A 25,519-nucleotide genomic window follows, 5' to 3' on the forward strand; every position below is an offset into this window, starting at 1 on the left:
CAGGTATCCATTATGAACATCAATTCAAGAATAGACTGGAAATCAGGTATGGCAATCTCCGCCCGTACCTTCCTGAAATTGGACGAAAACTTACACAATAGGCTGCAGGTTGCTAACCGAGCCACTAATGGAAATGAATTTGGGCTCATTCCCTTCACTGAATTCAACAACCGGGGAGGTTTCGTTCGTAATAAATTAGAAATGGAGCATCTAACCTGTATGGCTCTTCTTCCTTCCGGGAAAATTTTACATATAGACGAAAAAGTCACGGTAACCATACCATTGGTGTATGGCGACGAATACTACCTGGCTTGTGGCTTCAGCGAAAAGAAACTTGAATTCGATGTCGAAGAAGTACCTTTTGTACGACCGGAGTACACTTACGGCATATACCCCTTGAGCGAACTGGAAGGTACAGACCTTTTCCCTGTTATGAAGTTTAAGGTCAACGACGGTATCTTTGCCATTGACGAGTCTTATATTCCTCCCAGCCTATGCCTTTCAACCAACAGTCATTTCCAAACATACTTGGAAGAACTCACAGAAAAGGCTCGCGTGCTGGCTGAGCATCCAAATTTAGAGAGCGGCGAAGGAAAACGCGCCCTACAACGTTATGCCTATTTGTTAAAGAACTATGACATCCAAGGCAGAACCTACCCCTTCATCCAACTAACCCGAGAAATAGCACAGTCCATTGACTACTACATAGTTAGTCCACATACTGAGACACCAGTAGTCATTCCATCCCATTCTGAATACGACATTGCAACCTGGTTGGAATGGCTGAACAGTTACTTACATAATGCGTCAAATATTTTGGACAAAGTCGTGCTGGAAGATCACTCCATCGATTTTGACGAACTAAAAGCACAAATCAAAGAAGAATTATACGAACAACTACACCCCAAACTATACGAACAGCTCTACGCCGAATTAAAGACAAAACTTTATACAGAGATTACAGAAAACTTAACCAACCGACTGACCGATTACATCAGTCACCAATTCAAAGCCGAATTACATGATTTACTTTCGGAAGAATTGTCGGAGACATTGTACGAGAACCTATATAAGAAGTTATATGAAAGTCTGTACAAGGCTTTATATGTTCCAACAGAAGAAGAAGACAAGGATGAATTTATGCCTTTAATTTAAGTAGATTATGAATGTTTTACTACCACTGCAAATAACAAATGGCCGACTGGCCACCGCCACACAGCCACAAACTGCTATCAATGCGTTCATCGAACTATTGTTGAGCACACCATGTGGAAGCAATGTGGCAGATCCTCAATTTGGCTTTATATTTAATAATCTGAAATTTGAGATTTTCAATGAAAAGGAAGGAGTCATTTATGATTCAACCCCACAAGAGAGTCTATATCCTAATTTATATGACAAAAAAATATCAGGAAATTCCAAGAACATCAATACATTTGCGATAGACTTAAAAAAAGCCATCGAACAATACGAAAAAAGGTTATCACATGTTTCTGTTTCCATGACATACCTTAAAAGTCAAAGAATAATTCAAGTCATCGTTGAAGGCGTACTCATAGAAACAGGTGAAGTTTACAAATATACAACCAGCATCAAACTCTGGAACTGAACTCTCAAAGAACTTCCTAACAAGAACTAAAACGAAAAAAAATGAAGCAAACGATATTCAATACACGCCAAAGAGCAGAAGAAATCATCAAAGAAGCAATTGCAATCTGGGAGCAAAGCACCAATAATGAACACCTCGAAGGAATTGAGCAAGACCCGGTTTTCTCACTATTTCTGACAGCGCTGGCCTATCAAGCCAACGAAATTGATAACGAAATTGAACAGCTCAAAACCGAAATTCTTTATGAACTGGAGCAAATGCTTATTCCCTACGAACGCACCCATGCGCTTCCCGCCACAGCAACCGTAGAAGTGACGCCAAGTGAAAGTATTTCTGTGCAAACACTGGATCATCAAACAATCTTTTCGCTACAGGATACGCAATTCAAGTTTATACCTCTTCTCTGCACACAAGTTTTCAACTGCAAAATTACCTCAATAATCAGAGCGGACAAACGCCGCTGGAAAGTGACCCTACAATTCAAAGAAACAACCAGCAACCTATCCGGCTTCACCTTTTCAATTAACAATATTCACTTTCAAGACCTAAAAGTTTTCGCCAACGGTCACCCATTACCACTCATCAAGCCATGGGACTATGCAGATTTACCATTGGACAAATGTTTCTCGTTAGAGAATCTGATTTACAACCAATCAAGTATTTTCCAAGCTCGCCACATCTGGTTTGACTTATTTGCCAGACAAAACGTACGATTATTTACGGTAGATACGTACAAAACTCCTTCTGCAACATCTCAACCAGATGAAAAGTTAGAGTTAACTTTCGAATTCTTTGGCATTGATGAACAATTTTCATTCGACAAAGAAATGTTATCCATAAACTGTACCATCTTAGCTAACGCTTCTATAGCGTCTGCCACCCTCTCACCCAGTTCTCCTATCGCGCGTTTAACCGATTGGAACGATATTTCTACACGCGGGCAATTCCTGCATCTAATTCGACCATCAGACACACAAATATTCAGAGAAGAGCCCATTGAAATCCGCAAAATGACAGGCAGCCGCTTCAACCCAGAGCGTTTAGTTAAACTTGCGAGTACACTTATCAACCGTTTCTCTTCTGATTATTATGCTTTTCAGGGTATCGAATCCCTCCAGGAAGGCAACTTCATGAACAATTTCTACTCACTACTGAAAAAGATGGCAGAAGGAGTGGCACAAGCCTCGAACACCTATACCTCAAGTATATATTTGATGCTCAAGAACAATAGTGGTTTCCATCCCAAAGACAAGAGTTTGCATATTGACTACTTGATTACTAACGGTAGTGCTGTGAATAGCTTCCTGAATAACAAAAGTCAGTTCCACATCTTGGCAAACGGATATTTCACGAATACCAGACTGATTGCCGAACCTATGCCAGGATTTGACGAGACACAGAACATAGATGCTGAAAATACGCTCACGCGTTACTACCTGACCACTAATGACCGCATTGTAACACCTGCCGACATCAAGATATTGTGTTATAACGAACTTCTCACCCGCTTCGGCATAACAAACGAAATGATTACAAGCATTAAAGTCAGAAACAATCGACGCACAGAAGGCAACCATTACGGCTTGGAGACCCAAGTTTATATTTCTCTAAAAGATGACCCCTACATCAAACGAAACTTTCAGCAAAAAATTCCCATGACTGAATTTTTATTACAAAAGATGATTGAAGTAAGAAGCACTAACATCCTGCCTGTTCTAGTAAATATCGGGATAAACTAAAAACCAAGTTTAGAAATCTCCAGACAGATTATGAATAAGAGTTTATAATTTATTATTTTTGTAATTTAAAATAGAAATATAACAATGGAAGATTTTTTCTTAGACATCGTATATAAAGACAAAAAAGTTAAATTCCGCATCATGAACCCTCAAGCACCTTTGAGTACTCTGATGAATAATCTACGCCATGCTCTTGGAAAAGACGGCCGGCTCATTTTTGATTTTCCTTCGATAGATCCAACTGGTGCTCCTTTGGATTACTTTTTTGGAAAAGAAGATACAGCAACTCATGAAGTACGTGTGCTTAGACCTCGCATTGGAAAAACAGAACAAACTTTAAGTGACTACAATGTCAACAACGGAGATACACTTTTTCTAATACCTGACCCTTTCCCCGGCTAAACGAACTAACAAGAAATAACTATGCAAACACATTCCACAAATTGGCAGGATTTTTCAGCCCAACAACTAAATGGTAGAAATCGACGACTACTCCATGAATGGATTCAGTTGGACCAAACCTTTGCGAAACGGGATAAAATAGAATACCAGATAATCAAACGTAACACGCAAGGGTTACCTATCGTATATCTGATAACTTATCACATTTCCTCTATTAGCGGTGTAGAATATGTAGAGCAGCTTAACGAACCAGGTATATCCAACTCTCCTCTTTTCGCCTCTACTTTTTATATGCGCATCAGTTTACCTGAAAACTACCCTTGCGTAGACGCTCCTGCCGAATTTTATTTTCTAACATGCGATAAAGAAGGACATCCTCTTCCTCATCCATGGCATCCGAACATCCGATATTTTGGAGATTTTGCTGGAAGAGTATGCCTGAATACTCCAGATAGCTATTCCAGCTTAGCTTGGTGTGTAGAACGTATTGGACATTATTTGAGTTACGATCGATACCATGCAATACAAGAACCTCCATATCCGGAAGACTTAAAAGTAGCAGAGTGGGTCATTAAGCAAGGAGAACCCAAAGGATGGATTTATTTCAACCAACAACCATCTTTAAAATAAGGTCATAAAATAATTTTTTCCAATTTAAATTCATATTTTTGTCATATTCAAATATTAAAACATGAAATTCTTAAAGACTATCATATATGGCCTCATTACCCTTTGCTTCGGTTCCAGTCTGAGAGCACAGACGGTCAAGCAAATAGAAGTAGCAGAAAACGCTCCATACGTAGATCATATCTCGCTCAAACCAGGAGCAACAGACATGGACCTTCTGGTAAAAATAAACTTCGACGAGCCAAATAATAGACTCATTGTCAGCCTGATATCCTATCGGAAACTTTTTGCATTCCAAGAAAACGTCCGTTACTCACATGTCGTTCGTTTCAACAAACTACGTCCCAACAAATTACCCTATGTAGCAGAATCAGACGAAAAGGCAAAATATAAAATAACCCGATCATTAAGAAAATCTATCAAACCTAAAAGAAAACATATCTTCAAATCATGGATTAAATATGAAGGCCTCCAACCACAACCCACTGAATACAAAATAGTAAATGATTATATTGAGCAAACATTCGACATTCTCCATAAAGCTGCAGACGTATCTATCACATTAAGAGATATCTTAGTGATGAATGAACAAATAAATCAGAAGAAAAAGAAATACGATCTTTTTTTCCAAACAGACTTAGACCGCACATATCATATTTCCATCAAAAGAGATCCTTGTTTTGGGAAAGAAGACGCCATACAAACAACTAAAAATCAAGCCGAAAACATTAGAACTGCATTTATGGCACTCAAACAGAAGTTTGGTCCAGACTCCCAACTGAACACATCCGAGAGTGAAAAAATATTTAATGAAATGAAAGCTCTTCTTCTAAAACAATACCCCAAAAAAGAAGAGACAAACACCTGTCCAGATATTCAAACAAACATTGAAACCTATAACAGCTATGTGGATGCCATCCAGAACATGCAATGCAAATTTCAAATTATAAAAGAAAAACAGCATGTAATGCTTGAAATCAGCGCAGAATATATCTTGAGTATGGCAAGAAAAATTGACAACAGCACCAACAAATGGTTACTAAGTTCAGACGATATTGAAAAGTCAGATATAGAAGCTACGTGCAACCAAATCATTGATTCTATTGATACACATGTACAACAGGCCACAGATATTAGCCATTCCCAACAAGAAGCCCTTGCTATATTCAACAAGGCCAAAATTTATTTTCGTCAAACCTGTCTAAATAAATGACATACAATGAAAAGATTGAGACATCACATACAGTTCTTTTTCTACTTATGCTTCTGGATTATTTCACCAAGTACACAAGCCTGGTGTCAGGATGATCCAGGCATATTCGACAATGAAATGCATTTGTTAGAAATAGAAAGCCGCATGCTCAACTTTTATCAAGAACTTAAAGAAATTGCTGTTAATGTAGGACAATATACCCCAGATGAACTTATAAAAGCCGACAAAAAAGTATCTACAATTGATGCCAAATGGAACACATACTACCAATCAAAACAAATAGAAATTGCCGAAGATGATTCTCTTTTGCAAATCGTAGCAAACTACCAACTAGCTAAACAGAGTTTATTAGACTCAATAGCCATTCAGAAACATTTTTTTGATGCACAAAAAAGTTTCTCGAATGCGGAAACATTCTTAAAAACGCAAGACAGCATTTATGCTCAACTTTATAAAACCGCATTCGAACTTTCATTGGTACAAACCTTAACTACCGAACTAGAGAAAGTGAAAGGAAAAGAACAGTTATTATTTGCAGAAATCCAAAACCAATATGATACCGCTAAGGGGGTATCACAAGAATTTGAAAGTTTTCTTCCCCGCTTCCAACCAATAGAAGAGAAATACATTGAACTTAAAAACACTTCTGAGAAAATTCAGGCCTTGAAATACAAACCTTGGCTGGAACGCATAAAAGACTACTTATATAGTCTAGCAGCAGTAGCTATAATATTATTATTTATCAACATGCTGCAAGCTAAAATAAAAGCATTCAAACAAGCACGAGAAAACGCAAAAAAACTTCGTGAAATGATGGATAAAAACAATAATGATTATCCAACTATTTAATAAACTTATAACTAGAAAATCTTCTACAACAATGAACAGACAGTATATCATATCATTTCTACTACTTTTAATCCTCACATTGTCCGGATGTGAGCAACTCAGACCTGACCGTAATTCGTATAAAAAAGATTTAAACATCAATATCACAAAAATAGAATTTGAGCCAGACTACAAACATTTTAAATTAAATGTAGAACTAAACGATACCCTTACAGCATTGTTATTAAGTACCAATGCTGACAGTATTCATTTCAAAACAGAAGAGTTTTTGAAGGGTAATATATACAATCCCAAAACTCAACCTCAATTAGAAAGCTATGAAAACCTTAGATTAAAAGAAATAACCCAACTAAAACTGGATGCACTATTTTTGGTTGATCTTACATTGGACTCCACAGCAATCAGCCAACAATATCGGATTATCAAGGATTTGAAACGACTCTTTGCACTAGACCATCTTCATGTAGCTTTTATGAAAAATGGAGGGGTAACACCAACAATGATAGCGTCAGAGTACGTACTAAATAACTATTTCAAAAGTGAGCCAAAAGGTAAATACCTATACCGTGCCATATCTTCTAAAATTGATGAATTCAAAAATGACTCTTCCGAATATGTAGGAAATGTAAAAGACAGTATCCACGCAAATACAGTAACTTCTGCCCAGAAAATTATGTTCGTCTTTTCCGACGGAAAGGTCTACGACCATAATAAACCTATTGACCCAAAACATTTCGAGTTACAATACCAAATTACCAAAAAAATTGACACAACCCAAACTTTCCCTATCTTCTATTTTAACCTAAAAGAACAAACGGAACGAATTGATCAAGAAAATAAAGATGCCCAAAATTTTTTAATGGCAATTTGTCAAAAAAGCGGAGGTAAATACATCAATGCATTTAATCAACAATTAAGTTTAAATGACATACTACATCTATTCAGAAAAAATTATATAGATAATATCTTTACATATGTCAATCCCGATTATAAAATTTATAGAGGAATAGAACGTAAACTCCAGATTGCATGTTATTCAGGCGATAGTCTGATTGCATCCGATTATATCTATTATAATGTAGGGAGCATCTATAACCCCATCATAGTCAATGGTTCTACAACACTCCAAATCATTCTTCAAGGCTGTTTTATTGGCATAATAACAATCCTTATACTCTATCTAATCTTCCAATTGATTTTACCATGTATAAGTTATTGGCTGTTCAAAAAGAAATATGTCACTCGATATAACGGCCAAAACATGAGTTATAACGGAATGTTAATCGAGCAGTCTTGCTATTTCTGCAAAGCTCCATTTAAAGAAGGAGACGAGATTGTGGTGAAATGCAAACATGTACTCCATAAATCATGCTGGGATGAAAATGAATACCAATGTCCTGAGTATGGAAGACATTGCAAGAAAGGACGGCATTATTACAACTCAAAGAATTTATTTGATCCACGCAACGCATCATTTTATCTCTCATGGATTATTGCTGGAGCATTCGCTGGTCTCATTGCCTGGATTAACTTTACAGCCAATGTCCACCATAGCGAAAATTTATTACTTGTGAAGTTCATTTACCTTATTTGGGGTATAGAACCTAATTCACCATCCATCACGTCCCTAATAGAAGAATACGAAAGCAATCTTTTATTCCTTCCTTTCTATGGCTTGAATATTGGTTTCTTTCTTACCCTCTCATTAAGCATTTTAACCAGCCATGGCCGATGGTTATGGAAGAGAATATTACAAATCATCCTTAGATCTATGATTGGAGGACTTCTCAGTTATTTATCTTTTTTTATCGGATGTGTCATTTCCATCACACTAAACTTAAAAGACAATTCGTTCCTCATCGATTGGATTCCTTGGATGTTAAGCGGCCTATTCATTGCAACAGCCGTAACTTATGGAACTGACATCAAGTTAAAGAGAGCGCTGATTGGTGCAACAATCTCTATCATATTCGGACTTGGTTCAATGTATTTGTGGTCATTCTCATTCAACTCTCAAATAGACACACGTGAATATCTACTTTTGAGTTACATGATTTATTGTATTGGATTTGCTATTAGTGTTGCAGCCACTAGTCCGAAATCTGAACGGTATTTTCTCAGAGTTGAAGGGCCCATCAAAGAAACAGATATTGCACTCTACAAATGGATGAAATCTTCAAATCGGCCCAAAAGAATATTAATTGGAAAATCTGTCAATTGTGATCTACAAATGACATGGGACATTACCAGCCCTATTGCTCCTGAGCAAGCGGAAATAAAAATGATAAATGGATACCTTTACCTGACTGCTTTAGAAGAAGGTATTCTATTTAACAAAAAACCACTAAAAACTAATAACAAAAAGAAACTCTACCATGGGACTAAATTTGTAATAGGAAAAACAATATTCACATACCTCGAAAAAGATTTATAACAGCTAAAATAAGAAACAACAAGGCCAAAACTTTGGATAATCCAGAATTTCAAAATCAGAACCAATCCTTCAATTCCGAGGCCTTGGCCTTGCTGATGATAATTTTCTCGGGCACCGGCACTTTCAGGTTGATAGCCAACCGCCCGTTGAACCACAGGCTGATGTCGGACACGGCCTTCCGCGACACGATGAACTGGCGGTTGGCCCGGAAGAAATCGTGCGGGTTGAGCAGTTCGGCCAGCTCGTCGAGCGACTGTGAGAACACAAATTCCTTCCCGTCCCCGTCGACGGCCTTGACCAGCCCGTTGGAAATATAGAAATACTGGATGGAATCGACCGATACCGGCAGAAACTTGTCGCCCTTCACCGGCACCAGAAAATGGGTCTTGTAGCTTTCCTCCTTTTTCAGACTCCGTAGTATCTCGGACAAGTCGGGCTGTTTCGCCACCTTCGGCTGTCCGCCCAACAGTTCCAGCTTGTGCATGGCCTCCTGTAAGTCGGTCCGGCTGATGGGCTTGAGCAGATAGGCCACACTGTTCACCTTGAATGCTTTCAGGGCATATTCATCGTAGGCCGTGGTAAAGATAATGGGACAGGTGATATCCACCTGCGCACAGATATCGAAAGCCGAACCGTCGGCCAGATGAATGTCTATAAACACCAATTCCGGCATGGGATGCGTGCGAAACCACTCCACCCCGTCGAAAATGCTGTCCACCTCCCCGACGATTTCAAAATTGGTATCCACTTCCTGCATCACGGCCTTCAGGTTACGCAAGGCCGCTTTCTCATCTTCTATAATCAGTGTTTTCATTTCAAATCAAAGGTAAAATCACGGTGAAACGGTTGTTCTCTTCCTGTACGGAAACTTCCTTCTTGTAAAGCAACTGGTAACGTTTAGCCAAGTTAGCCAGCCCGATACCCATTCCGGCACTTCCTCCCCGCTTGGGTTGCAACGGATTACTCACCTCCACAGTATCGCCTTCGGCCTTCACTGAAACGGTCAACGGACGGCGGTTGCTGATTTCGTTGTGCTTCACAGCATTCTCGATCAGCAACTGAAGGGCCATGGGCGGGAGCTTACGGGAAAGCAGTTCCGGAGAAATCTGAATGTCAAACTGCAGATTCTCTTCATAGCGCACCTGCAACAGAAAGATATACGATCGCACAAACTCCATCTCCTCCCGCAGAGTCACGGAATGTGACTCATTATCCTGCAGGGTGTAACGCATCACTTTCGATAGTTCCTCCAGGTAATGACGGGCTTTGTCGGGCGATTCGCGAATGAGCAGGTACAGGGTATTCAGTGAATTGAAAAGCATATGCGGATTCAACTGGCTCTTCAGGGCCTCGTACTGGTTGATGATGTTTTCCGTGCGCAACTGCTGGTTCTCAAGCAGCATTTTGCGGCTCATCCGGTTCTGATGAAAGAAATAGCAGCTACCCGTCACAATGCAAGTAATCAGAAAATCCCGTAAAGGATGCAGATAATGATGAAGCATAGCATCGATGGCCGGGATGTCGAAATACTGGTGCAGATACACGAAGCATTTTCCCAGCAGGTTGCTGACCACCCACGTGAGCACAAACGCGCAGAGCATCTTCTTCCACCCGATGGATACCATGTCGCTGTTGAAGTGGAACACGGCCTCATTCAGGAAGAAAAGCAACAACAAGGAAACATATGTAAACAACACCTCATTGCCCACATCTGCCCAGTGCATGCCCGGAAACGAAAGCCCGTCGGAAACATACGGATTCGACAAAGCAATCAGTTCCGGGAAATGCGTAAGGAATGCCACCATGATAGAGATGGCATTCACTACCAGCAGATATTTATTGTCCACGATTCGCTTCATGCGTCAAAATCAAGATTTGGAAGACACCTTACGAGCCGATACATACATACCCGGACGGAAGTCCTTGAGCGGATTCAGCACGCGCGCATATACCTTGATGGAACGGTTAGTGCTGTCCACCATCTGGTCGATAGATACCAGCACGGCCTCAAAGTTCTGATTTCCCATGCCATTCACGTGAAATTCAAAATGGTCGCCCACCTTTAAGTCGTCCAGGTCTTTCTCATAGGCCGTCAGCTGCAACATCAGTGAATGCTTGTCGATGACATCACACACGGGTTCTCCCACGTTGAAATATTTTCCCAAGTTGACATTCATATTGGTAACGTATCCACTCAGAGGAGCTTTGATTTCCAGGTAAGGATGAATGCCCTGCGTCTGCAAATGATGAGTATCCATACCCAAAATTTTCAACTGGGCAGCACTTGCATCCAACAGACTCTTCATGGAAAGATATTCCGATTTACTCTGCTGCATCTGTTTCTGGGAAGCTGCCTCATGTGAAGCGAGATTCTTCTGGCGTGCATATTCTTTTTCTAAGAACTCGATTTGTGCAGCCGCGTCCAGCCATGTCTGCTGCAGAGTAATGAAATCCGGATTCTTCAGGGTCAAAATAACCTGACCTTTCTGTACGTAACTGCCCGGGAGAAAAGACACACTGTGTACGGCTCCTCCCATACTCAAGGTAATAGTAGCATGCTTTTGCGGTGGTATCATCAAAACTCCGTTGAACGAAGGAGCATTGGCCACCTGGGTAGCTCCCGACATGCCGTCTACCACCATGCTATCGGTAGCCGCAGCAAGGCTATCCTGCGATGTAGAAAGGGTATCGGTTGCTTCATCAGTGGTTTGCTCGGATGCACCTCCACCGCAAGAGGTGAAAGCCAGTGCACACCATAAGGCTGAGAAAAAAAGTATCTGTTTCATCTTGTTATGCTTTTTATTTTATTCAGTGTATAATTCGATTTCCAGTACGGATACGTTGTAGGCATATACCGTTTCAATGTAATTCTTACGGATTTCGCGGGAAGCATTCAAATTCTGTACGAAATCCGTGATGTTGATTTCACTTTCCTTGAACTTCAACAAGGCACTTTCTTGAAGAGCTTCCGCTTCTTTCAGAGCTGCTTTAGAATAATAGTCCAGGCTTTCCTGCTGCTGACGGGCACGCCGGTAAAGTTCTTCCACCTGGTTATTCAACTGCACCCGATTTTGCTCGGCCTGCCATTCCGCAATTTGCAGGTTTACCTTGGCCTGCTTGCTGCGGCTGCGCTGCGGAAAGAATAAAATAGGGAAAGACACTCCCACCATCCACGAATTCAGTCCGTTCAGCGGGGCGATTTTCTGACGCACATAGCCCACTGAGAATTCCGGGAAGAATTTGCTGCGCTCAATACGGAGCTCCGATTTCTTCTCCTGCACCTGGCTGGCAAAATAATTCAGATGAGCAGCCGAAAGAGATCTGTCCTGCACAGAAAGTGGAAGAACAGCCAATGAGCTGTCGTTCGGTACCACCGGAGAATCTGAGTAGCAAGCCCAAGCAAAACGACGGGAAGCCAGTTCCATCTCTTCACGTGCCTGCAAGATACGGGTATGCAAATCTGCGGCAAGAGCGGCAATCATATTCCGTTCCGTCCGGTCGATGTCCCCCTGTTCGAAACGCATGTCCCCGCTTTCCTTCAGTTTCAGAGCTAATGCTTCCTGCTCGCTATATAAACGATACAAATGGCAGGCATACTGGTAGTACACCCAAGCACGTTTTACTTCGGCCACAATCTCTTTCTTCACCATATCACGGTAGTTGCTGCCAGTGGTCACCTGTGCATTAACCAGCGCATTCTTATAGAATGGCGTCAGGAACGAACCCAGCGACTGTTCCACCGACAGTTCATTATCTTTCCGGTAGGCTCCATTCAGCTGTCCCCAAGAGTAGCTGAACGAGGTATTACCTCCATCCCACACTTCTCCGCGGGCTGCCCGGCTCCGCTCAATCTCCGCATTGGCCATCTTCAGCCGCGGATGATTCTGCAAAGCTATCTCTACTGCCTCCTCCAGCGAAATCGCCTTCTGAGGAGTTGAAGTCACGGCAGAAGCAGATGCGGCCAGCAACAGCAGCAGACAAGTCATTCCTGCTTTTCTACCCAACCGTACACGGTGTTTTTTCCGTCCCCACACATGAGCAATGGAATTTACCAGCCGATAGAATACCGGTATCACTATCAAAGTCAGCACGGTAGACACAATCAGTCCGCCAATCACTACCGTAGCCAGCGGACGCTGTACTTCCGCTCCGGCCGAAGTGGCCACTGCCATCGGCACAAAACCCAGTGAAGCTACCAGTCCGGTCAAGAATACCGGTCTCAACAGATGAGGACATCCTTTTGCAATAATTCGATTCGTACACATAGTATAAGTCTTTTCTTTTCGTAAGTCATTAAAATGGTTGATCATTAAGATACCATTCAACACGGCCACGCCAAACAGGGCTATAAATCCCACGCCAGCCGAGATACTGAACGGAAGACCGCGCAACCACAACGCCACGATACCTCCAATCAGCGACAAAGGTACAGTAGAAAAAACAACTAATGAATAAATTACGCTTCTAAATGCAAAAAATAACAGTAAAAGTATCAACATCAGGGCAATTGGGATCACGATACTCAACGTGCGTACGGCATTCTGCAGGTTCTCAAACTGTCCGCCGTACTCCCAATAATAACCCGGTTTCAGCTTGATATTCTTTTCCAAAGAGGTACGAATCTGTGCCACTACTTGCTGAATGTCGGCATCTCGCACATTGACACCAATGACAATCCGTCGCTTGGTGGCATCACGGTTAATCTGCAACGGACCGTTCTCCAGGTCGATGCTGGCCACTTCGCTGACCGGTATCTGGATGCCTTCGCTCGTGCGGACAAACAGCTTGTCAATATTCAAATCTTTCACCTTATCCTTATCCAAACGCAGCACAAGATCGAAACGGCGTTCGTTTTCAAACACTACTCCGGCAGTCTCGCCTGCATATGCCGTACGGATGATGGAGTTCAGTTCTTCAATGTCGATGCCGTAACGGGCAATCTTGTCACGGTCGTATTTCACCAGCAGCTGCGGAAGTCCCATGGCCTGTTCTACCAGCACATCGGATGCGCCAGGTACCTGCTCCACATATTTTGCGGCCTCTTTTGCCTTGGCATAAAGTTCGGTCATGTCTTCTCCATACAGCTTGATGGCAATGTCGGCTTTAGCGCCCGTCATCAATTCATTGAAACGCAACTGGATAGGCTGACTGAAATTGAATTCAGCTCCTTTTACCGACTCCAGCGACTTTTTCATCTTTTCTACCATTTCCGCCCGGCTGCTGGCCGAAGTCCATTCCTTGAAAGGCTTCATCACAATCATCACATCGGCATCTTCTACCGCCATCGGGTCGGTCGGCACTTCAGCCGTACCGATTTTGGCTACTACGTGTTTGATTTCCGGGAAGTCTTCTTTCAGTTTCTTCTCGGCTGCGAGCGACACCTCAATGCTGCGGCTCAAGGAGCTACCTGCCGGGAGGGTCATCTGCATGGCAAAGTCACCTTCGTCGAGTGTCGGAATAAATTCAGCTCCCAACCGGGTAAACAACAAGAAGGATAATATTAATAAGGTAAAGGCCGAAGCCAGTGTACCCCACACATGGGACAGACAGAAACTCAAGACACGGTGATACACGTGGTTCAGTTTCTCAAAGAAACGGTCGGCCAAGGTCGGTTTGACAGCTACACTACGTTTCAGGAAAAGCGAAGCCATCATCGGCACATACGTGAGTGACAACAACAGAGCTCCGATGATACAGAACACCAGCGTCTTGGCCATCGGGGTAAAGTATTTTCCTTCGATTCCGGTCAAAGTCAATATCGGGAAGAATACAATCAGGATAATCAACACCGCAAACGTCGCGCTCCGCACCACATTGCCGGCACCTTTTTCCACTTCCTCATCCATTTCCTTCTTACTCAGCGTACGACCCATCCATTTTTTGCTATAGATGTGTGCCAGGATACCTTCCAATATCACAATGGAGCCGTCTACCACAATACCGAAGTCGATGGCTCCCAAACTCATCAGGTTGGCCGACACACCAAATACCCGCATCAGGATAAAGGCAAACAACATGGCCAGCGGTATGACAGAAGCCACAATCAGTCCGGCACGTACATTTCCCAAGAAGATAATCAACACCACGAACACAATCACTGCACCTTCCACCAGGTTGCGAATCACCGTCGAGATGTTCCGGTTCACCAGTTCCGAACGGTTCAGATAAGGTCCCACGCTAATTCCTTCCGGCAGCATCTTTTGCACCTTCGCCACCCGTTTCTCCAGTTCCTGAGTTACCACATTGGCATTGGCTCCTTTCAGCATCATGGCAATACCACCCACACACTCGCCGTTTCCATCCATGGTCATGGCACCGAAACGCTTGGGAGCACCATAGCGTACTTTCCCGATGTCGCTCACATGTACGGGAATACCGCCACGGTTGGTCACCACAATCTGCTCAATATCCTTCAAGTCGGTAATCATACCTTCCGAACGGATATAATAGGCACGGTTCACCTTTTCTATATAGCTACCTCCGGTATTTTGGTTGTTGCGGCTCAAAGCATCGAACACGTCGCTGATGGTAATGTTCAACGAATACAACGCATCCGGGTCAACCGCTACCTCATATTGCTTCAGATACCCTCCGAAACTGTTGATTTCCACGATACCCGGTATACCCGAAAGCTGACGTTTCACAATCCAGTCCTGGATGGTACGCAACTCCATGGCATCGTACTTCTTTTCATATCCCGGAGCTACTTTCAGCACATACTGGTAAATCTCTCCCAAACCAGTGGTAATCGGCATCATTTCCGGTACGCCCAGATTGGAAGGAATCTCCCCGGCCACGGTCTGTATCTGTTCATTGACCAACTGACGGGCATCCAGCGTAGGCACGCTTTCCTTGAATACGACCGTCACTACGGAAAGTCCAAAACGAGACACCGAACGGATTTCCTGCACATTCATAATGTTGCTCATGGCAACCTCTATCGGGAACGTAATCAGCTGCTCTACCTCCTGCGGAGCCAAAGTAGGCGATACCGTGACCACCTGCACCTGATTATTGGTAATATCAGGTACGGCATCAATAGGCAACGTCAGCATAGAATAAATGCCCCCAATCATTAAAAACAGTGTTGTCAAAGCGACAAACAGTTTTTTTCGAATTGAAAAATGGACTATTTTCTTAAACATTTTCTTGAGTGTTGATTAATGATGGTAGCAAAATTAGTGTCTCACTACCTTTTAAAGATTCATAAAAGTATGAAACCGACAAATCAGGGGTTGAACTGTACTTTTAGAAAGATGAAATATAAAAAGAGCAGACAGAAGCCGAAACTTATTTTTTTCTATGTCAGTGTGGCAGTTTTTTATTATTTTTGCGGCCAATCCACAAAAAGCTGAGCTAAGGCACGATTTTTGCTGGAGAAAAAGCAAAAACATTCAATTGGAATAAAACTAAATAAGATATGAGCAACAAGAATCAAAACCAAAAGGTGGAAGAAGAATTGAAGAATCAGCAGCACACTGACAAAAATGCACAGGCTGCCGCTGAATCTCAGGAAGCGGAAGCACAAAAAGCCCAGGAAAAAGGCGAAGAAGAAAAAGAACTTACCGCAGAAGAGAAGTTAGAAAAAGAATTGGAAGAAGCTCAGAAAGTTATTGATGAGCAAAAAGATAAATATCTGCGTCTGTCTGCTGAATTTGATAATTTCCGGAAACGTACTATCAAGGAAAAAGCCGAACTGATTAAGAACGGAGGCGAAAAAGCCATCAATGCCGTACTACCAGTTTTGGACGACCTGGAACGTGCTTTACAGAATATGCAGAAAGCAGAAGACGTGAAAGCAATCTACGACGGTGTAGAACTGATTTATCAAAAGTTCCTGAAGAACTTGCATCAGGAGGGACTGGAAAAAATGGAACCTATCGGTCAGGATTTTGATACCGACTATCACGAAGCCATCGCACTGGTACCCGCTTCAAGTGAAGATCAGAAAGGAAAGATTCTGGACTGTGTACAGACCGGATACAAATTGAATGAAAAAGTCATCCGTCACGCCAAAGTGGTGGTTGCCCAATAATAAATAGGTAGAGTCATGGCGAAAAGAGATTACTATGAAGTGCTGGGAGTTGCCAAAACGGCCACGGCAGATGAGATAAAGAAAGCGTATCGAAAGAAAGCCATCCAGTATCACCCAGACCGTAACCCGGGGGACAAGGAGGCAGAAGAAAAATTCAAGGAAGCAGCAGAAGCCTACGAAGTGTTGAGCAATGCCGACAAACGTGCGCGCTATGACCAGTTCGGATTTGCCGGTGTGGATGGCGCTGCCGGTGGTGGCAGTGGCTTCGGTGGATTCAACGGCCAAGGTATGTCTATGGACGATATCTTCTCCATGTTCGGTGATATCTTTGGAGGTCACGGCGGATTTGGCGGCTTCAGCAGTGGATTCGGCGGAAACAGCCAACCGCGTCAGCGTAAATTCCGTGGTTCCGACCTACGTGTAAAAGTAAAATTAAACCTGAAAGAAATTTCTACTGGTGTAGAAAAGAAGTTCAAGTTGAAAAAATACGTACAGTGCAGCCATTGTCACGGCACAGGTGCTGAAGGCGATGGAGGTACAGAAACCTGTCCAACTTGCCACGGAACAGGTAGCGTAACACGTACCCAGCAAAGTATCTTCGGCATGATGCAAACCCAGACCGTATGTCCACAGTGTGGAGGTGAAGGAAAAATCATCAAAAACAAATGTAAGGAATGCGACGGCGAAGGTATCGTGTACGGTGAAGAAGTAGTCACTGTCAAGATTCCGGCCGGAGTAGCAGAAGGCATGCAAGTAACCATCAACGGAAAAGGTAATGCCGGAAAGCACAACGGAGTACCGGGCGACTTGCTGGTATTGATTGAAGAAGAAAAGCATCCGGAACTGATTCGTGACGAAAGCGACCTGATTTACAACCTGCTGTTGAGCGTGCCGACTGCCGCCTTGGGAGGTACCGTAGAAATCCCGACTATCGACGGGAAAGCCAAAATCAAGATTGAGCCAGGTACACAGCCGGGTAAAGTACTTCGCTTGAGAGGCAAAGGATTGCCGAACATCAACAGTTACGGATACAATACAGGCACAGGCGACTTGCTGGTTAACATCAGTGTCTATATTCCAGAAACACTGACCAAAGAAGAACGTCAGGCATTGGAAAAATGGCAGGAAGCTGATAATTTCAAGCCTAATATGAGCCTGAAAGAGAAGATTTTCAAGAAGTTCAGAAGTCTGTTTGATTAATAACCTCTTTTTGACAAGACATCACAGCCATCCCTCCACAAAGGGGGTGGCTTTTTTGTATATTCCTCCCAGCTTGTCCAAATAATCTTTAAACCAACCCTAAAAAGAAATAATCGCGACAAACTCAATACCTTTTTTTGTAATTTTGAAGTGACTAAAATTTAGAAATCATGAAAAGCTGTATCTTGTTCTGGATGTTATTCTGTCCGGTACTTGCTTTTGCACAGACCGAAAACAAGAAGTCTCTGCCAGCCGACTCCATTGGTGCAACCTCTTTGCAGATGGAGAACGCATTGCCGCAGGATACACTCAGCGTACCGCTGCCTGCACCGGTACCCCAACATTATTTGTATTCCCCCTTCGATATGTATGGCATTACTCCTTTCCACTATGGCTATGCCACTTGGGAACTGCACAAAGGGTTTAATGCCTCCATTGGTATGAACGTCACGTTCAGTCCCAGCAAATATGCTCCTTCCGGCGTAGGATTCGGACAGGATGCGGCATTCCTGTATGCGGTTCCACTGACCAAGCGCTTCAGCGTGGCAGGCGGACTATATGCCAGCAATTTTAACTGGGGAGGAATCAACTACCGGAATGTAGGAGTGGCTGGAATAGCGGCTTTCAAAGTAAACGAACGAATCAGCTTATATGCGTATGGTAACAAATCGCTTATGCCAAAACGTTCGCCCTACTACTACCCTCTGCCTAATTTCGCACCCGACCGGATTGGAGGAATGATCAATTTCAAATTCAATGAAAGCAGTTCTATCAGCATTGGCGTGGAAGGAATCAGAGCTCCCCAAGGACCTTACTGGTGGTAAATGAAAGCTAAAAAGATAGGTTATCCTGATAAAAATGATGATATTTGCAGCGACTTAAAAAAACAAGAATCATGAATTATCAGGAAACCCTTACTTATCTATATAACAGCGCCCCTCTGTTTCAGCAAGTTGGCAAAGACGCCTACAAAGAGGGACTGGACAACACGTATGCATTAGACAATTATTTTCACCACCCTCACCGTCGTTTCCGTACCATCCACGTGGCCGGGACCAACGGGAAGGGTTCTTGTTCGCATATACTGGCAGCCATCCTTCAGGCTGCAGGTTATAAAACGGGACTTTACACCTCTCCCCACCTAGTGGATTTCCGGGAGCGTATCCGCGTGAACGGCATCCCGGTCAGTCAAGAATTTGTCATCGACTTCGTGGAGAAGCACCGGAGTTTCTTTGAGCCTTTGCATCCTTCTTTCTTCGAACTGACCACAGCCATGGCCTTCACTTATTTCGCCCAGCAACAAGTAGACGTAGCAGTTATCGAAGTAGGTCTTGGCGGACGTTTGGATTGTACCAACATTATCCAACCCGACTTGTGTGTCATCACTAACATCAGTTTCGATCACGTACAATTTTTAGGCAATACCTTGGCAAAGATTGCTTCTGAGAAGGCAGGCATCATCAAAAAAGGCGTCCCTGTGGTGATTGGAGAAACTACCTCCGAAACCCGTCCGGTCTTTCAGGCCAAAGCAGACGAGGTGGGCGCCCCTATCGTTTTTGCCGAAGATGAGCACTTGCTTCTCAGTGCCACACGAAACGAAGCCATGCACTATGTCTATCAGACTGCAGACTACGCAAATTTGGAAGGGGAACTGGGTGGTCTGTGCCAGTTAAAGAATACCAATACCCTGCTCTCTGCTCTCCGCCGGCTACCCGAGGCAGGCTATCATTTCACGGAAGAGAATGTACGGGAAGGTTTTCTGCACGTATGCGAACTGACCGGACTGATGGGACGCTGGCAGAAACTGGGAGAACACCCTACCATCATCTGTGATACCGGACACAACGTGGGTGGTATGCAATACATCACCGAGCAGCTCCGCCATCAGACCTATCACACGCTGCACATCGTCATCGGCATGGTCAACGACAAGGATGTGAGCGGAGTGCTTTCTATGCTCCCTAAAGAGGCTCACTATTACTTCACCCAAGCCAGCGTAAAACGTGCCTTACCTTGTGAACAGATGAAAGCCTTGGCTGGGAACTACGGCTTACAGGGAAATGCTTATCCACATGTTGCAGAAGCCTTCAAGGCCGCCCGGCATGAAGCTCAACCCGATGATTTCATTTTTGTGGGAGGAAGCAGTTTCATCGTTGCCGATTTACTTTCTTTAAACCACTAAACCACATTCTTTCTTTGAAAAATGTTTGGGTATGTTAGAGAAAATCTTTTTATTTGCACAACAAAATGATGTGTGAACTAAAAAGATTTTAATAATATGAACAACACATTTTATAAAGAAAATAATTTAAGCGGCTTAAAAAGAGCAGATTTTCAAAAAACAATTGACGGTAAAGAAACCGATTTGTTTATTCTTTCCAATCAAAACGGTGCAGAAGCAGCCATCACAAACTACGGGGGAGCAATCTTAGCAATAATGGTTCCGGATAAAAACGGTAAACTGGCCAATGTGGTACAGGGACACGACAGCATCGACCATGTAATCCACAGTCATGAACCCTTCCTCAGTACCTTAATTGGACGTTACGGCAACCGAATTGCAAAAGGAAGCTTCATGCTGGACGGCAAAGAATACAAACTGACTATCAACAACGGACCAAACTCTCTGCACGGAGGTCCAACCGGTTTCCATGCACGCGTATGGGATGCCAAACAAGAAGATGAACATAGTGTCAATCTGCACTATCTCGCTAAAGACGGGGAAGAAGGTTTTCCAGGAAATTTGGATGTCCATGTAACCTACACTTTGACAGACAATAATGAACTGGTAATTACTTATGTAGCCAACACAGATAAGAAAACCATCATCAATTTGACCAACCATGCGTTCTTCAGCCTGGCAGGTCTGAACAATCCCACTCCTACTGTAGATAACAACATTGTCACTATTAATGCAGATTATTTCATACCTATTGATGAAGTATCCATTCCGACCGGGGAAATATTGAAAGTTGAAGGAACACCGATGGACTTCCGTACCCCACATACCGTGGGAAGTCGCATCAACGAATCCTTCCAACAACTGATCAACGGAGCCGGATACGACCACTGCTACGTATTAAACAAGCGCGAAACCAATGCGATGGTATTTGCCGCAAAATGCGTAGAACCGGAAAGCGGACGTTCTTTGGAGGTCTATACCACAGAACCGGGCGTACAAGTTTACACAGCTAACTGGCACAACGGCTTTGCGGGATATCACGGGGCTACCTTCCCCGCCAGAAGTGCCATCTGCTTTGAGGCACAGCATTTCCCAGACTCACCCAACAAAGGACATTTCCCTTCAGTAGTATTGAAACCAGAAGAAACCTATCATCAAGTAACGATTTACAAATTCGGGGTAGAAAAATAACACATAGGAAAACAATCTAATTTATTACTTAATACACTTTCAATTTAAACCATGGAACAACAAAAACAAAAAACTAATGTCATCGCAATCATTACGATGTTCTTTCTGTTTGCGATGATTTCATTTGTTACCAATCTGGCCGCACCGTTTGGTACTATCTGGAAAAACCAGTACGCCGGTGCCAACACATTGGGCATGATGGGTAACATGATGAACTTTTTGGCATACCTGTTTATGGGTATTCCAGCCGGCAACATGCTGGAAAAAATCGGATACAAGAAAACATCCTTGATTGCCATGGCAGTCGGTTTCGCCGGTTTGCTGGTACAATATCTGTCAAGTCTTTTTGGTGCTGACGTAGATGTATTTTCTTTAGGCGAATATTCTATCAAGTTGAATTTTATTGTATACTTGTTAGGTGCCTTCATCTGCGGTTTCAGCGTATGTATGCTGAATACAGTAGTTAACCCGATGTTGAACTTGTTAGGTGGTGGCGGTAACAAAGGTAACCAGCTGATTCAGACAGGTGGTGCATTAAACTCATTGGCCGGTACACTGACCCCTCTTTTCGTAGGTGTACTGATTGGTACCGTAACTCCGAAAACAGCCATGTCTGATGTAGCCCCCTTGTTGTTTATTGCCATGGGTGTGTTTGCCTTTACTTTCATCGTGATTTCTTTCGTAACCATTCCGGAACCTCACATGAGAAAGAAAGGTGAAAACGCGACAAAAGAAAAATTCTCGCATAGCCCTTGGAGCTTCCGTCATACGGTATTGGGTGTAATCGGTATTTTCATTTACGTAGGTATTGAAATCGGTATTCCGGGAACCTTGAACTTCTATCTGGCCGATTCCAGCGACAAAGGAGCCGGCATCCTGACAAACGGTGCAGCCATCGGTGGTGCCATCGCCGCAATCTACTGGTTGTTGATGCTGGTGGGTCGTCTGACCAGTAGTATTATCAGTGGTAAGGTTTCAACCCGTGCACAGTTAATTACAGTTTCTGCCACAGCTATAATCTTTACCATCATTGCCATCTTTACGCCCAAAACAGTAGGTTTCAATGTACCGAAGATAGTATATGATCCTGTAGCCAAAACTTCTGAAATATTGACAAATGCAGGTGTTCCAACTGATCAGATTGCCGCATTCACCAGCAACCCGTCAGAAGAAGCACTGGCTCCTTATACAGAACAGCTGAATGAAGTGCACATGACTACTACCGATGTGATGAACTCTATGAAAACTCCATCAGTTCCGGTAAGTGCCCTCTTCCTCGTACTTTGCGGTCTGTGTACTTCCGTTATGTGGGGAGGTATCTTTAACCTGGCTGTAGAAGGATTAGGTAAATACACCGCACAAGCTTCCGGAATCTTCATGATGATGGTAGTGGGTGGTGGAATCTTCCCGTTGCTGCAGCAAGTCATCTCCGATGCAGTAGGCTACATGGCCAGCTACTGGCTGATTGTTGCTATGCTTGCTTACCTGTTGTTCTATGGTGTGACAGGTTGCAAGAATGTAAACAAAGATATTCCTGTAGAATAAACACGGCTGTCCGGTCCTGCGTGTCAGGATCGGATATGCTTTTTAATATTAACCTTTAAATTTTTATCATTATGGACATAGAATTTGTAAGAAGCCGCTTCATCAAGCATTTTGACGGTACAACAGGCTCAGTATATACTTCTCCGGGACGAATCAACCTGATTGGTGAGCACACAGACTATAACGGAGGTTTTGTATTTCCGGGAGCAGTAGATAAAGGAATGGTAGCCGAAATCAAACCCAACGGAAAAGATAAGGTTTGCGCCTACTCTATTGACTTGAAAGATTACGTAGAATTTGGTTTGAACGAAGAAGATGCCCCGAAAGCAAGCTGGGCACGCTATATATTCGGTGTGTGCCGCGAAATGATCAAACGCGGAGTTGACGTGAAAGGTTTCAACACTGCATTTGCCGGTGATGTGCCTCTGGGTGCCGGAATGTCTTCTTCTGCTGCATTGGAATCTACTTATGCTTTCGCGTTGAACGACTTGTTCGGCGACAACAAAATCGATAAGTTTGAACTGGCTAAAGTTGGTCAGGCTACAGAACACAACTATTGCGGTGTGAATTGCGGTATCATGGACCAGTTTGCTTCTGTATTCGGTAAAGAAGGCCATCTGATTCGTTTGGACTGCCGCTCACTGGAATATCAGTACTTCCCCTTCAGACCGGACGGATACCGCCTGGTATTGGTTGATTCAGTAGTAAAACATGAACTGGCTTCTTCTGCATACAACAAACGTCGTCAGAGCTGCGAAGCAGTAGTGGCAGCTATCAAAAAGAACCACCCGACCGTAGAATTCTTGAGAGACTGCAACATGGACATGCTGAACGAAGTAAAAGCTGAAATCACTCAGGAAGACTACATGCGTGCAGAATACGTAATTGAAGAAATCCAGCGTGTATTGGATGTATGTGATGCACTGGAAAAAGGTGACTACGAAACAGTAGGCCAGAAGATGTATGAAACTCATCACGGCATGAGCAAGCTTTATGAAGTAAGCTGCGAAGAACTGGATTTCCTGAACGACATCGCCTTCGATTGCGGCGTAACCGGTTCACGTGTAATGGGTGGAGGCTTCGGCGGATGTACCATCAACTTAGTGAAGAACGAACTGTATGAAACCTTCATCTCTACTGCAAAAGAACGCTTCAAAGAAAAATTCGGCCGCAGTCCGAAAGTATATGATGTGGTCATCAGCGACGGTTCTCATAAAATTTGCTAATTCAATATCCATATCAAGCATAAAAAAAGCACGAATTAAATTCGTGCTTTTTTTGTATTCATAAAATCCTTATCCACTCAATCTCCCCGATAATAATACAGCAAAGAATGACGGGCGATAAAATCCGCATTCAGCTTCACCAGCATCTTCTCTCCCACCTCTGGTAATTCCGCATCGGGAAGCAGATTCTCACAAATGCAGTAAGTCAGTAAATCGGGCGGACAAAGCATCTCTTCAGTCAGCATCCGGAACGCATTCTGTGATGCTTCTTCTTGGTTATAAAACGGATTCTCCGCATCCGCAATATACTCACACACATCCTTTGCCAGCAATAGTCCCTTCTGCTCATCCACCATCAGCACAAAGTTACGGTTGGACTTCATCTGTGGCATCGTATGGTTTTCATCGTCCGGCCAACGGAGAATCTCCACCAGAAAACGCTTCAACGAATCATACCCATTGAGATAGATAATCCGTCTTCCACCCGTCCACAATGTGAACAACCGATAGATTTCCGCATTCTTTTTCAGTACCTCGTCCGGTATCACCGACTCCTCCGGATACAGTCCCGGCACCTTCTTCCACACCTCCGACTGCTTGCCTGCCAGCAAATCAATCCACTCATGCAAAAACAACGCCAAAGGTCCTACCGGCACAATAAACCGGTCGGTCGGAGTCACCTGCTGAATATATGGCCACATAGACGGTTCCGTAAGGTATGTATGTCCGAAAAGCCAAGTCAGTTTCCGGTCAGCTTCCTTCTCGTCGGCATACCCCGAAAAATAATTGTGCAACAACTCATTCTCCGGCGCCTGCTCATAGGCCTCTTCCATGATCGGCATAAAAGCCCGTGCCAGCCGTAGAATCTGTCCGTCCAGCGGATTTACATACGAATGCTTGAACAAAGCCTTCTGCCACGTATTCCAAATCAGAAAACGAAGGTCTTCTTCATTGACTTCTCCCTTGACATAATTCTTTCCAAGCGGATAAAACGGAAGACATCGTCCATACAGATGAGTATGAGCCGTTATAAAAGCCTGCCACAGCCCCAAATCTGACACCAAATCTTCCAGATAGGCCGCTGCATAAAGACATATTTTCTTCCGGTACGATTCTGGTACTTCTTCCAGATCGCACACCATATAAAGCCGGTTGGCCAACTCCACAAAGAAACCATCCGACGGAGCTACCGCCGTATAGGGATGAATGGCCAGCCAGTCGTTCAGATAAATCACATTCTTTTTCATCTTTGTCTGTTCTCCATATT

At 43.4% G+C, this 25,519-nt stretch carries 20 protein-coding genes; 15 read left to right on the forward strand and 5 right to left on the reverse strand.

The window, feature by feature from the left end; all coding sequences use genetic code 11:
- The first annotated feature begins 12 nt into the window (after positions 1-12).
- From H6A28_RS11035 to H6A28_RS11070, 8 genes are all read left to right on the forward strand, one after another.
- The gene (locus H6A28_RS11035; RefSeq protein WP_204480308.1) at positions 13-1,155 is read left to right on the forward strand and encodes a hypothetical protein; all 1,143 of its coding nucleotides are present in this window, start codon (positions 13-15) and stop codon (positions 1,153-1,155) included.
- A gap of 7 nt (positions 1,156-1,162) precedes the next feature.
- Entirely contained in the window at positions 1,163-1,609 is a 447-nt protein-coding gene (locus H6A28_RS11040; protein WP_204476039.1) for a hypothetical protein, read from the forward strand.
- A 41-nt stretch (positions 1,610-1,650) separates the two neighbouring features.
- A complete protein-coding gene (locus H6A28_RS11045; protein ID WP_204476040.1) occupies positions 1,651-3,348 on the forward strand; it encodes a hypothetical protein in 1,698 nt (565 codons plus the stop codon).
- A gap of 84 nt (positions 3,349-3,432) precedes the next feature.
- Complete coding sequence (locus H6A28_RS11050) at positions 3,433-3,750, forward strand: hypothetical protein (protein ID WP_204476041.1); 318 nt, start codon at positions 3,433-3,435, stop codon at positions 3,748-3,750.
- Positions 3,751-3,771: 21 nt separating this feature from the next.
- The gene (locus H6A28_RS11055) at positions 3,772-4,380 is read left to right on the forward strand and encodes a hypothetical protein (RefSeq protein ID WP_204476042.1); all 609 of its coding nucleotides are present in this window, start codon (positions 3,772-3,774) and stop codon (positions 4,378-4,380) included.
- A 61-nt stretch (positions 4,381-4,441) separates the two neighbouring features.
- Complete coding sequence (locus tag H6A28_RS11060) at positions 4,442-5,590, forward strand: hypothetical protein (RefSeq protein WP_204480309.1); 1,149 nt, start codon at positions 4,442-4,444, stop codon at positions 5,588-5,590.
- 6 nt (positions 5,591-5,596) lie between these two features.
- On the forward strand, positions 5,597-6,439 hold the full coding sequence (locus H6A28_RS11065; RefSeq protein WP_204476044.1) for a hypothetical protein: 843 nt from the start codon (positions 5,597-5,599) through the stop codon (positions 6,437-6,439).
- A gap of 31 nt (positions 6,440-6,470) precedes the next feature.
- Positions 6,471-8,873 (forward strand): hypothetical protein, encoded by a 2,403-nt coding sequence (locus H6A28_RS11070; protein ID WP_204480311.1) that lies wholly within the window; start codon positions 6,471-6,473, stop codon positions 8,871-8,873.
- 55 nt (positions 8,874-8,928) lie between these two features.
- Here H6A28_RS11070 and H6A28_RS11075 read toward each other — a convergent pair whose 3' ends face one another.
- From H6A28_RS11075 to H6A28_RS11090, 4 genes are read right to left on the reverse strand one after another with little or no spacing between them, the layout of a single operon-like run.
- Positions 8,929-9,687 carry a LytR/AlgR family response regulator transcription factor gene (locus H6A28_RS11075; RefSeq protein ID WP_204480313.1) on the reverse strand — a complete coding sequence of 253 codons (759 nt, stop codon included), beginning with the start codon at positions 9,685-9,687 and terminating at the stop codon, positions 8,929-8,931.
- A 1-nt stretch (position 9,688) separates the two neighbouring features.
- A complete protein-coding gene (locus H6A28_RS11080; protein ID WP_204480314.1) occupies positions 9,689-10,732 on the reverse strand; it encodes a sensor histidine kinase in 1,044 nt (347 codons plus the stop codon).
- A gap of 9 nt (positions 10,733-10,741) precedes the next feature.
- Positions 10,742-11,659, reverse strand: a complete 918-nt coding sequence (locus H6A28_RS11085; protein ID WP_204475617.1) for an efflux RND transporter periplasmic adaptor subunit — start codon at positions 11,657-11,659, stop codon at positions 10,742-10,744.
- A gap of 18 nt (positions 11,660-11,677) precedes the next feature.
- Positions 11,678-16,018 carry a CusA/CzcA family heavy metal efflux RND transporter gene (locus H6A28_RS11090; RefSeq protein ID WP_204480316.1) on the reverse strand — a complete coding sequence of 1,447 codons (4,341 nt, stop codon included), beginning with the start codon at positions 16,016-16,018 and terminating at the stop codon, positions 11,678-11,680.
- 275 nt (positions 16,019-16,293) lie between these two features.
- Here H6A28_RS11090 and H6A28_RS11095 point away from each other — a divergent pair, with 275 nt between their 5' ends.
- From H6A28_RS11095 to galK, 7 genes are all read left to right on the forward strand, one after another.
- Positions 16,294-16,908, forward strand: a complete 615-nt coding sequence (locus H6A28_RS11095; RefSeq protein ID WP_022053079.1) for a nucleotide exchange factor GrpE — start codon at positions 16,294-16,296, stop codon at positions 16,906-16,908.
- A gap of 15 nt (positions 16,909-16,923) precedes the next feature.
- The gene (dnaJ, locus tag H6A28_RS11100) at positions 16,924-18,108 is read left to right on the forward strand and encodes a molecular chaperone DnaJ (RefSeq protein ID WP_204475619.1); all 1,185 of its coding nucleotides are present in this window, start codon (positions 16,924-16,926) and stop codon (positions 18,106-18,108) included.
- Positions 18,109-18,278: 170 nt separating this feature from the next.
- Positions 18,279-18,932, forward strand: coding sequence for a hypothetical protein (locus tag H6A28_RS11105; protein ID WP_204480318.1), 654 nt, complete (start codon positions 18,279-18,281; stop codon positions 18,930-18,932).
- Positions 18,933-19,003: 71 nt separating this feature from the next.
- Entirely contained in the window at positions 19,004-20,290 is a 1,287-nt protein-coding gene (locus tag H6A28_RS11110) for a bifunctional folylpolyglutamate synthase/dihydrofolate synthase (RefSeq protein ID WP_204480319.1), read from the forward strand.
- Between the two features lie 96 nt (positions 20,291-20,386).
- Positions 20,387-21,481, forward strand: a complete 1,095-nt coding sequence (locus tag H6A28_RS11115) for an aldose epimerase family protein (RefSeq protein ID WP_204480321.1) — start codon at positions 20,387-20,389, stop codon at positions 21,479-21,481.
- A gap of 51 nt (positions 21,482-21,532) precedes the next feature.
- On the forward strand, positions 21,533-23,026 hold the full coding sequence (locus H6A28_RS11120) for an MFS transporter (RefSeq protein ID WP_204480323.1): 1,494 nt from the start codon (positions 21,533-21,535) through the stop codon (positions 23,024-23,026).
- A gap of 71 nt (positions 23,027-23,097) precedes the next feature.
- Positions 23,098-24,252 (forward strand): galactokinase, encoded by a 1,155-nt coding sequence (galK, locus tag H6A28_RS11125; RefSeq protein ID WP_204475624.1) that lies wholly within the window; start codon positions 23,098-23,100, stop codon positions 24,250-24,252.
- Positions 24,253-24,329: 77 nt separating this feature from the next.
- Here galK and H6A28_RS11130 read toward each other — a convergent pair whose 3' ends face one another.
- On the reverse strand, positions 24,330-25,499 hold the full coding sequence (locus H6A28_RS11130) for a DUF3843 family protein (protein WP_204480325.1): 1,170 nt from the start codon (positions 25,497-25,499) through the stop codon (positions 24,330-24,332).
- Between the last annotated feature and the right edge of the window lie 20 nt (positions 25,500-25,519).

The organism is Bacteroides mediterraneensis (genome assembly GCF_016900355.1).
In the GTDB taxonomy this organism is placed as follows: domain Bacteria; phylum Bacteroidota; class Bacteroidia; order Bacteroidales; family Bacteroidaceae; genus Phocaeicola.

Coding starts and splice junctions, on each gene's coding strand:
- H6A28_RS11035 (WP_204480308.1), top strand. CDS start 13: ATGAACATCAATTCAAGAATAGACTGGAAATCAGGTATGGCAATCTCC.
- H6A28_RS11040 (WP_204476039.1), top strand. CDS start 1,163: ATGAATGTTTTACTACCACTGCAAATAACAAATGGCCGACTGGCCACC.
- H6A28_RS11045 (WP_204476040.1), top strand. CDS start 1,651: ATGAAGCAAACGATATTCAATACACGCCAAAGAGCAGAAGAAATCATC.
- H6A28_RS11050 (WP_204476041.1), top strand. CDS start 3,433: ATGGAAGATTTTTTCTTAGACATCGTATATAAAGACAAAAAAGTTAAA.
- H6A28_RS11055 (WP_204476042.1), top strand. CDS start 3,772: ATGCAAACACATTCCACAAATTGGCAGGATTTTTCAGCCCAACAACTA.
- H6A28_RS11060 (WP_204480309.1), top strand. CDS start 4,442: ATGAAATTCTTAAAGACTATCATATATGGCCTCATTACCCTTTGCTTC.
- H6A28_RS11065 (WP_204476044.1), top strand. CDS start 5,597: ATGAAAAGATTGAGACATCACATACAGTTCTTTTTCTACTTATGCTTC.
- H6A28_RS11070 (WP_204480311.1), top strand. CDS start 6,471: ATGAACAGACAGTATATCATATCATTTCTACTACTTTTAATCCTCACA.
- H6A28_RS11075 (WP_204480313.1), bottom strand. CDS start 9,687: ATGAAAACACTGATTATAGAAGATGAGAAAGCGGCCTTGCGTAACCTG.
- H6A28_RS11080 (WP_204480314.1), bottom strand. CDS start 10,732: ATGAAGCGAATCGTGGACAATAAATATCTGCTGGTAGTGAATGCCATC.
- H6A28_RS11085 (WP_204475617.1), bottom strand. CDS start 11,659: ATGAAACAGATACTTTTTTTCTCAGCCTTATGGTGTGCACTGGCTTTC.
- H6A28_RS11090 (WP_204480316.1), bottom strand. CDS start 16,018: ATGTTTAAGAAAATAGTCCATTTTTCAATTCGAAAAAAACTGTTTGTC.
- H6A28_RS11095 (WP_022053079.1), top strand. CDS start 16,294: ATGAGCAACAAGAATCAAAACCAAAAGGTGGAAGAAGAATTGAAGAAT.
- dnaJ (WP_204475619.1), top strand. CDS start 16,924: ATGGCGAAAAGAGATTACTATGAAGTGCTGGGAGTTGCCAAAACGGCC.
- H6A28_RS11105 (WP_204480318.1), top strand. CDS start 18,279: ATGAAAAGCTGTATCTTGTTCTGGATGTTATTCTGTCCGGTACTTGCT.
- H6A28_RS11110 (WP_204480319.1), top strand. CDS start 19,004: ATGAATTATCAGGAAACCCTTACTTATCTATATAACAGCGCCCCTCTG.
- H6A28_RS11115 (WP_204480321.1), top strand. CDS start 20,387: ATGAACAACACATTTTATAAAGAAAATAATTTAAGCGGCTTAAAAAGA.
- H6A28_RS11120 (WP_204480323.1), top strand. CDS start 21,533: ATGGAACAACAAAAACAAAAAACTAATGTCATCGCAATCATTACGATG.
- galK (WP_204475624.1), top strand. CDS start 23,098: ATGGACATAGAATTTGTAAGAAGCCGCTTCATCAAGCATTTTGACGGT.
- H6A28_RS11130 (WP_204480325.1), bottom strand. CDS start 25,499: ATGAAAAAGAATGTGATTTATCTGAACGACTGGCTGGCCATTCATCCC.